Here is a 9,275-nt window from a genome sequence, read left to right on the forward strand (position 1 = left end):
CTAACAAAGACCGCCTCCGCGGGCTGGAAGAAAGACAAACAAAGACGGCGATTTAAATCGCTTCTACACTAACAAAGACCGCCTCCGCGGGCTGGAAGAGTTAATCAGATTAGTTGAAATTTAATTAACATCATTCTTTTGATATACTGAGATTCGTTATTCCAACTAGCAATTATAACGCTTTTATGGCAATTTTAGAATTTTTATTGGTAATTGGTTTGGGCGGATTCGCAGGCTTGTTGATTGTCAACAATCTGAATGAAAGCAAGCAAAAGCGACAGTTGGATGAGGCTTTTTATCAGTTGTTGGAAACTCAAAACAGTCAGATGTCGCTGATTCAATTGGCTGCTAGCGCGAGAGTTGAGGCTGAAGTTGCTCAGCAGTATTTAAACCGACAAGTTAAGATTTTTTCGGCGATTTTAGAGGTGGATGATGAAGGGGATACTTTTTATCGGTTTCCGAGGTTGCGCTTGCCGCCGAGTTCTGGTAAGGAATGGTAAAGCAGTTGACAGTTGATAGTTGACAGTTGACAGTTGACAGTTGTCAGTGGTTAGTTGTCAGTTTCCTAATAATATTTAGTGGCTTTTAACTAATTTAATGCTGATTAAAGATATCGGAGAACAAGGTCTTTTAAGAATATTACAAAAATTCTGTCCCGCCGAAATTGTGGGTGATGATTGCGCTGTACTTCCGACAAATCCTCACCAATCTCTGGCGGTGACGACGGATATGTTGGTGGATGGAGTGCATTTTAGCGATCGCACCACCAGCCCTTATGACGCAGGATGGCGCGCCGCAGCCGCGAATTTGTCGGATCTGGCTGCGATGGGTGCAAAGCCTCTGGCGGTGACTGTAGCCCTGGCTGTGACGGCGGATACGGCTGTGCTGTGGGTGGAGGAGTTTTATCGGGGGATGACGGCTTGTTTGGAAGTGTATCATACGCCGATCGCGGGTGGGGATGTTGTGCGATCGTCTGTGGTGACAATTTCGATTACTGCTTTTGGGGAGGTTGAGTGCGATCGTACCATTCGTCGGTCAAATGCGCGATCGGAGAATTGGGCGATCGTGGCTACGGGTGTGCACGGGGCTTCTCGCGCGGGATTAGAGTTGTTGTTGAATCCTGAATTTGGGCTAAATCTGGAAAAGGGCGATCGAACTTCTTTAATTCTCGCTCACCAGCAGCCTAAACCGCGATTGGATGTTTTGCCGATGCTTTGGGAGATATTGGGTTGTGAAGGTGAGATAGAACCCCCCCTCAGTCCCCCCCTTGGTAAGGGGGGGAAGCAAGATTTGAATTCTCCCCCCCTTAGCAAGGTAGGCGTTAATTCTCCCCCCCTTACCAAGGGGGGGCCGGGGGGGGTTAATTCCCCAATTGCGATCGCCGGAATGGACAGTAGCGACGGTTTAGCTGATGCGATTATTCAAGTTTGTCGGGCTAGCGGTGTTGGTGCAAATGTCGATCGCCAAAAAATCCCAATTCCCCCTATTTTCAGCCAACTTGTATCACCTGAAACTGCTTTAGATTGGGCATTGTACGGTGGTGAAGATTTTGAGTTAGTGCTGTTTTTGCCGATCGCAAATGCTGAGTTATTAGTAGAAAAAATCGGAAATGGAGCCGCGATTATCGGCATGACTACCGATAGCACAGATATTTGGTTGACTGATAGCAGTGGTATTTATGGTGATATTAGATTGGAGAGCGATCGGGGATTTCAACACTTCTGAATCATATCTGATCTTAGTCCGCGTAGGCGGACATCGTTTGTGTAGACGCGGTTTCTAACCGCCGGGTTTCTAACCGCCTGGTTCATGATTCGACACTTCTTCCACCTCCCGCAAGATATCATTAACTGGTTGACTTTCGGAATTGGGTAATTGTGCAACAGATTTACGCCCAAACAATCTCAATCTACCATTAATTTTCCACGCACCATTAATCCAACCCATCAATCCAGAAACCAGGATGACAGCCAGGAGACTCCACAACAGACTAGCTAGGGCCGGATGAATGCGATCGCCATTTTGAGGTATTCTGAACACTATGTCTCTCTCTACATAATTCGCAACCGCAGACACCACAATGCCTCCAGCGCCTAATCCAGTACCGAGTATTTCAATTTTTCTTTCTAGGGAGCGATCGCATTCTGCTTGTTCAATATCGACAATTCCTCCCACCAACTCCACCGCAATCTTAATCAAATCAGTGCCATGTTTGAAATAGCCTAAATCGCCCTTAATTTGTTCTTGAAAATACGGACAAGTTCTATCAATGAAAAACTTGAACGTTGTCAAATCATCAGTTGGTATCTGCAATTTATCGCTAATTTGCAACAACTTTTCTTGATAGTTGTAAACATGAATATTAATCGTGTTATTAAAATCTTCTAAACATTCCAAAGCTCTTTCATAATTCAAGCTTTCTCGAAGTAACTCTTTTAGTTTGGTTTTTAGATACTTTAACGATTCATCTATATTAATACTTTGCCTCGAATCAACTCCAGTTGACAATTCAATCCGACTTACCTCGGTGATTTTTGCTTCTAGCTTTTCGATTGTTTGCTCAATCTCTAAATATCGTTCCTTAAGTAGATCGTAATTTCTGCGACTATCAATAAAAGCTTTGGTGATTTTATGGCGGTGATAAAACAGTTCAAACAAAGGTTGAACAATCTTCCCTAATTTTCCCTCAATGTCATCATCAACCAGATAAACAAATACCTGTACTTGACTTTTGGGAGAACTATACTCAAACATCGGAGAATCGAATAACTTAGTATCACGGTAAAAAGGTGGACGCACAGACTCTTCTGGGAAAAGATGTTTTAAACATTCATCTGCAACTTTGCGAAAGTCATTGTCACTTGGCTGTTGATAAGTTTTTGATTTGTAAGTAATCAAAATAGTTTGTCCTAGCCAATTTTCATGACTATCAGCAACCAAAAGATTATTAACATTGAATTGTGTTAATGCTGCGACTTCTAAGTCTTTGTTTTCGTCAGTTTCTGGGCTGCCAATTCTCGCTAAGATACCTTCACTATCATCGATGCGACAAAATCTTAAGGAACCATCGATTTGATTTGAATGCTCTAATTTGTTGGGTTTAGTGAGGGGATAACTGAGGTTTGCTTGAGAAAAAACTTTGGTTTTGTCCAGACTGAAATATTGCCAGATACTATTTGCCCAAGTCCAGATTGAGTCAACATCAGTTTTACTTTTGCTGCTGAGTTGGTAGCTGTAGATATAGACTTGGGGATGGTCAATTTTTAGCATCTGGTGCGGGGGGAATTGAGGGTGGTTGAATGCGTTGTTTTAAGTTTGCTTCTAGCTTTTTGATATCAGGATAGTTATTGGTGAGTGTTTCATAGCCCGGTGTGACTTCCGGTTCTGCATCATCAAGATTTTTGCGAGTCAGATTGGCAATCTGCTCTGCTACTTCGGGAAAATTTTGATAGACTTTATTAATAGCTTCTTTAACTGCTTTATCAGTAGCATCAGACTCAGCTATCGGCAAAACAGTCTTGAGTAATTCTTCAATAAATGGCGGAGTCAGAATCTCTGGGGCTTTGGTAATCGCGTTATAGATTTCCGACAAAATCAGGGTTTTCATCATAAGTTTACCTCAAAAATGGATGTACAATGTCAAGTGCTGTAGGAGCGGGTTTTACCAAAAACCAATAATCTCGTAAACCCGCCCCCACCAAATTTTGATTAATTTTGTTCAGCTTGTTTTTGTTGAGCTTCAGTGACAATCTTTGCTACTTCAGCTACCGGCAAGTCTAAGAATAGAGCAATTTGTTCTGTAATTAATCCCACATTAAACATTCTGAGGATTGCAGCTTTTTCTCGTTGTTTAGCTTCAGCTTGTAATTGAGCTTCTGCTTCAGCTTGTCCTTCCGCAAAAACATCTTGATAGAATCTGGTTTTCTTTAACTCACTGAGGTTAAACATGGCGGCAATCTCCTCTCTGGTTTTTTGGGGTAACTTGTAAACAATGATAGTTTCTAGTAAGTTGATGAAGCTCTCTCTGACTGCGATATTCACTATTTCGGTTTCGGCTTGTCTGGCTAAATTTATAGCCAAATCCGAGGCCGTGTTTTCTGGTTCGATTACCAGTTTAAGTAATTTTATCGGTAGAGATGCTGTTTCTGGTTGGGTAAGTTCATCCAGGTAAATGCGGGTGATTTTTGGGAGTGCCAGCATTTCCTGAAAGTGGATGTCACTTTCTCTTTCTGTTTGCCGATTTGGGTAAATGACTACCAATTGCCAAGGGTGCGGCGGTTGGTATTGTTTGAGATAGATGAATAGTTCGGCAAATAGACGATAATACAGATTTGGGTCTGGTTGAAATTGGACTTCCACAATGTAGAATGGTAATTGAGAATCTGCGACAATTGGCAGAAACAAACCATCTAGGCGAAAGGCTAATTGTTTGACTTCTTGGGATGTGAATTGGTATTGGTTTGTAGCATCGGCAGGTATGCCCAGCAGGGCAAAGAAAATAAACGGAAATTCTTGGAAGATGCTGTAAAATAGGCTGTCGGTTTTCATCGATCGAATTTAATCTTTCTTTGAATTATACCCTATTCATTCACGATCGTATCATAATCCCAAGTGCTGTAGGGGCGGGTTCGCCGAAATATTTGACACCCATCGATGGATTATAAAAACCCGCCCCCACCCCACCGAAATATTTAGATCGCAATTCTATTGTACAAATAGATTGTGCGTTATATCATAGCCGGGGCGGGTTTATGAAATCTTTGGTTTTTATCGGAGATTGTTGGTGAACCCGCCCTTACAATATTTGCACATTCACATTATAAACCTATAGCACAAAACGCTCCCCAATGATAAACTTTGCCGTAGGGTTTTACGGTCAGTGGATAACGTCCTAGATATTCCGTAACATCTTCCTTTTGCTCTCCATCGAAACTCTCCGAACCTTCCACCCATTCTAGCAAATCTGAAGTAGTAGCAGACTTAAACCAGCGCTGGGTATCATGGAGCGCTTGACCAATGCTAACTCCAGGTTGCAGTACCTCATAGAATTTTACCATCATCAAGGCTGTCGAGAGGTCATTGACAGCCCAAAGACTGGCCAAAGTTCCCATTGCTCCCGCGTAGAGAAATCCCGTTGGTAATCCAATATAATCGGAGCGATTCTGCGTATCGATTAGCGCGGTTTCGCAGGCGGAAAGCACTACTAGGCGGCACTGTTTGAATCGCAGTCCGAAAATTTCAGCCAAAGTCAGGCATTTGTCAATATCCGCTGTTTTGCCTTCGCGCCATTCCACATAACGATCAGATGCCCCTAAATCTTCGATGATACCCCCTGACAAAATCAAAAACGACTTCAGCGGCTCATCAGGATTAAACGAACCGTGACAGGAAAAATGCGCGCAATGAGCATTTTCTAACTGCTCTAAATACTGTTCCAAAAGATTAGTTTTACTCGCTTCCGAGCCCGGAAGAATTTGACTGATGGCGAATTTGGGGGCGATGCTGGCGACTTCCAAATCGGTGTAGGGAAGATCCGAGGTGGGGTTTTGCAGGGCCAGGAGTTGGTCGAAATTTGGGTGGATTGTAATCTGTTGCAGGAGTTGGCAACTGGGGCTGTATTGAATCCCTTGGGTGAATCTATCTAACAAGAATTCGTCGTCGGTTAGGGGTAGGGCGTGGAGGGGGAACAGGTGCAGCAACCAGTGGGGAATTAGGATTAAGCGGGTACTTTGTGAGGGCAGAATTGTGGTGATTTGGAGGATTTCGGCAAGACGCTGGAGATAGTCGGAGAGTTTGGTTTGCCAGTGGGTTTTGCTTTGTTTGTAGTCGGCCCGGTAGTCATTAACTAAGTTGATTAATTCATCGCATTGAGGATTTCGATGCACTGTCAGCACGTCGGGGTAAGTGAGGACAAAGGTGATGATTTCTTTGTCGGTGATGTACCACTCAATTAGGGCGGTGTCTGGGGTGAGGAGTTGGATAATTTCGGTGAAAGTAATGGGTTTTAGGACTTGGGGGGTTTCCTGTTTTTGGGCGATGACTTCGACAAGGTTGCGGGCTTTGTTGGCTTCGGCATATAAGAGTGCTTCTTGGTTGCTTTGGCGATCGAGGCATACTTGCACCATGCCCATGTAGAGTTTATCCCACTCCAAATCGTGTTTTTGCTTAGTTTCATCTCCCGACTCCAACTCTCGTAGTTTGGAGGCTCTGATTATGGCATTTTTAAAGGTATCGTAGGCACTTTGGAGAGTTGGTGCTTTTTGGTTTGTGTCTTCTGGTTTTTCTCGGTTAATGTAGTCTAGTTTCTTCAGATAAGCCAAGCCCAGGTTATTTAAAGTTTCTACGTTTTCTAACGGGAAGTGCTCGCGAGTGCTTATCTGTAAAACCAAATTGTAAAAAGCGATCGCCTGTTCGATATTGTCTGCTTTCTCTCCCCTGATTCTTTGGCAGTAGGCAATTGCCAGATTATTTTGCGTCGTTGCCCAATATTCGGGAAAAGCCTCGCGGGTGAAGACTTCCAGGGCGGCATTGTAAAAAGAGATCGCCCGTTCGATATTGTCTGCTTTCTCTCCCCTAATTCTTTCGCGGTAAGCTTCTCCCAGATTATTTTGGGTCTCAGCCCATCTTTTGGGAAAGTTATCACTGGTGTAAACTTCCAGTGCGGCCTTGTAAAATGCGATCGCCCGTTCGATATTTTCTTCCCGCTTTCCCCTGATTCTGTGACGGTAAGCTTCTCCTAGATTATTTTGGGTCTCAGCCCATCTTTTGGGAAAGTCATCGCGGTTGCGGGTGCGGATTTCCAGTGCGGCAGTGAAAGATGCGATCGCCTTTTCAATATTGTCTGCTTTATCTTCTTTGATCCTGGAATAGTAGGCAGCCGCCAGATTATTTTGCGTCGTTGCCCAATCTTGGGGAAAGGCTTCGCGAGTACGAACTTGTAGTGCCTCTTGGTAACAAAAGATCGCCCCTTCCAGATTTTCCGCCCGAGAACCTTTGATTCTTTTACTATAAGCAGCAGCTAGGTTATTTTGAGTTTGAGCATATTTTTCGCTTCCCGGTTCCCGATTATTTAAAACTATTTGATAACCAGTAATGGCAATTTCAAGATTATTCGCTCTATTCCCACGGGGAAATTGATTAATATGAATACTCAAATCTTCAATGAGGGCGACAATTGAGCTAATTGTTTCTGCGTTTTCGCCATCAAGTAACCTCTGGGATACCTGCTGTAAAAACTCGGCAAAACGGCTATTGAGGAGATGTTGCCGTTGATCGAGCATGGGGTAAATTACTTTAATATCGCTATTACTAGCTTCTTCTGCTTGCAATAATTCTAGGATAAAGTTGGCATACTCTTGGAAATTTTCACCTTGAGAGTTATTGCTATCTCCGTCATCGTTCATATCGATGAATTGCCCTAGGTGACTGGCCAGATTTCGGAGGAAATTCGCGCCATTTTCACCTCCTTGTGCTGCCAACTTTGCCGCTACTGACTCGCAAGTTTCCAGAAATCCGCGATCCAATAATTCTGAGTTATCTTGTAATATCTGGGGTTCATCTCCGTTAGGGCAATTCAGTAGGGTGTGAATTAATTGGAGATAGGCTTCGGCGCGGGTTTCTTCCATTGTGGAGAGTTGTGAATAACACCTATGTTTTATTTTATCATAGTTGGGGTTGGTTTGATGGGTGGCGAGAAACCGGGTTTTTACGAAGATATTCGATGCGAGGCGAAGATATCGGAAAAAACCCGGTTTCTGAGACTGTGGGTGGTGGCGAGAAACCGGGTTTTTACGAAGATATTCGATGCGAGGCGAAGATATCGGAAAAAACCCGGTTTCTGAGATTGTGCGTGGTGGCAAGAAACCGGGTTTTTGCGAAGATATTCGATGCGAGGTGAAGATATCCGAAAAAACCCGGTTTCTGAGATTGTGCATGGTGGCGAGAAACCGGGTTTTTGCGAAGATATTCGATGCGAGGCGAAGACATCGGAAAAAACCCGGTTTCTGAGATTGTTAAAGCAGCCTCACTTTAGGCATTAGCCAGCTTCTTTTGAATCATTGCCCAATATTCAGGGAAATCCTCACGGGTATATACTGTTAAAGCTGCCTCATAAAACGATCGCGCTTTTGCGATATTTTCATCCCGCGAACCGTTGATTCTGTCATTATGGGCATTACCTAGGTTATATTGAATCATTGCCCAATCTTCAGGAAACTGTTCAGGGGTACGAACAGTTAAAGCAGCCTCAAAAAATGCGATCGCGCGATCGATATTTTCATCCCGCGAACCGTTGATTCTGTTGGCGTAAGCAGCAGCTAGGTTATTTTGAGCCATAGCCCAATCTTCCGGGAAAGCCTCAAGGGTGTAGACTGTTAAAACAGAGCCATAAAGCGCGATCGCCATTTCCACATTTTCGGCCCGCGAATCCTTGATTCTGGTAATATAGGCAGCAGCTAAGTTGTTTTGAGTTTGAGCAAACTTTTCGCTTCCCGGTTGCCGATTATTTAAAACAAGTTGATAAGCGGCAATGGCAATTTCAATATTATTCGCTCTATTCCCACCGGAAAAATTACTAATATTAATGGTCAAGTCTTCAACGAGGCTGACAATTGACTCAATAGTTTGGGCATTTTCGCCACCAATTAACCTCTGCAATACTTGCTCTAAAATCTCCGAAAAACGAGCATTGAGAAGATGTTGTCGTTCGGCTAGCATCGGGTGAATTACTGCTGTATTGCTATTGCTACCATCTTCTGCTTGCAATAACTCTAAAATAAAGTTTGCATACTCTTGGGCATTTTCACCTACGGAGTTATCGCCATCGTTGATATCGATTAATTGTGATAACTGGCCGATCAGATTTCGCAGGAAATCAGCGCCGTTTTGTCCTCCTTGCTGTGCCATTTTTTCGGCTACCAACTCGCAAGTTTCCAGAAATTCGACATCCAACAATTCTGAGTTATCTTGTAATATCTGGGGTTCCGATCCGTTGGGGCAATTCAGCAGGGTGTGAATTAGTTCTAGGTAGGCTTGGGCGCGGTTTTCTTCCATTGTTGGGGAGTTGTGAATAATGTCGGGTTTATTTTATCATGGTTGGGGGTTTTGGGGGTTGTTGCAAAGATAAGACGGCGGTTGGAAACCGCGTCTACACAAACGATGTCCGCCTCCGCGGACTGAAGAAGATAACGTAATTTCACCGCCTTTTCTTCAACCCGCGGAGGCGGGTTTTGTCTGTGTAGACGCGGTTTCCAACCGCCGGGTTTCCAACCGCCGGG

Annotated in this window: 9 protein-coding genes; 3 read left to right on the top strand and 6 right to left on the bottom strand. The window is 43.8% G+C overall.

The genetic code is table 11. The features are described 5' to 3' along the window. The first annotated feature begins 185 nt into the window (after positions 1 to 185). Positions 186 to 500, top strand: a complete 315-nt coding sequence (locus JGK14_RS32610; RefSeq protein ID WP_293186771.1) for a hypothetical protein — start codon at positions 186 to 188, stop codon at positions 498 to 500. 97 nt (positions 501 to 597) lie between these two features. Beyond that, positions 598 to 1,725, top strand: coding sequence for a thiamine-phosphate kinase (gene thiL, locus JGK14_RS32615; RefSeq protein WP_325315953.1), 1,128 nt, complete (start codon positions 598 to 600; stop codon positions 1,723 to 1,725). Between the two features lie 69 nt (positions 1,726 to 1,794). Here the strand turns inward: thiL and JGK14_RS32620 are convergent, their stop codons facing one another. From JGK14_RS32620 to JGK14_RS32635, 4 genes are all read right to left on the bottom strand, one after another. Then, the gene (locus JGK14_RS32620) at positions 1,795 to 3,270 is read right to left on the bottom strand and encodes a hypothetical protein (protein ID WP_293214318.1); all 1,476 of its coding nucleotides are present in this window, start codon (positions 3,268 to 3,270) and stop codon (positions 1,795 to 1,797) included. Continuing rightward, positions 3,257 to 3,610, bottom strand: coding sequence for a hypothetical protein (locus JGK14_RS32625; RefSeq protein ID WP_293186774.1), 354 nt, complete (start codon positions 3,608 to 3,610; stop codon positions 3,257 to 3,259). The genes JGK14_RS32620 and JGK14_RS32625 overlap by 14 nt, the downstream gene beginning before the upstream one ends. Before the next feature lie 98 nt (positions 3,611 to 3,708). Continuing rightward, on the bottom strand, positions 3,709 to 4,548 hold the full coding sequence (locus JGK14_RS32630; RefSeq protein ID WP_293193758.1) for an Rpn family recombination-promoting nuclease/putative transposase: 840 nt from the start codon (positions 4,546 to 4,548) through the stop codon (positions 3,709 to 3,711). A gap of 269 nt (positions 4,549 to 4,817) precedes the next feature. Further along, entirely contained in the window at positions 4,818 to 7,625 is a 2,808-nt protein-coding gene (locus JGK14_RS32635; protein WP_293214314.1) for a CHAT domain-containing protein, read from the bottom strand. An 11-nt stretch (positions 7,626 to 7,636) separates the two neighbouring features. Between JGK14_RS32635 and JGK14_RS32640 the strand changes: the two genes are divergently transcribed. Beyond that, positions 7,637 to 7,897: a hypothetical protein gene (locus JGK14_RS32640; protein WP_293271936.1), complete on the top strand. Its 261-nt coding sequence runs from the start codon at positions 7,637 to 7,639 to the stop codon at positions 7,895 to 7,897. Between the two features lie 131 nt (positions 7,898 to 8,028). On the opposite strand, the gene JGK14_RS32645 is transcribed toward JGK14_RS32640, so the two are convergent. Continuing rightward, a complete protein-coding gene (locus tag JGK14_RS32645; RefSeq protein WP_325315954.1) occupies positions 8,029 to 9,051 on the bottom strand; it encodes a hypothetical protein in 1,023 nt (340 codons plus the stop codon). After that, positions 9,021 to 9,275, bottom strand: a 255-nt coding sequence (locus tag JGK14_RS32650; RefSeq protein ID WP_293193766.1) for a hypothetical protein, incomplete at its 5' end; no start/stop codon positions are given. The genes JGK14_RS32650 and JGK14_RS32645, both read right to left, overlap by 31 nt.

The sequence above is a fragment of the Microcoleus sp. PH2017_28_MFU_U_A genome (genome assembly GCF_020738035.1).
In the GTDB taxonomy this organism is placed as follows: domain Bacteria; phylum Cyanobacteriota; class Cyanobacteriia; order Cyanobacteriales; family Microcoleaceae; genus Microcoleus.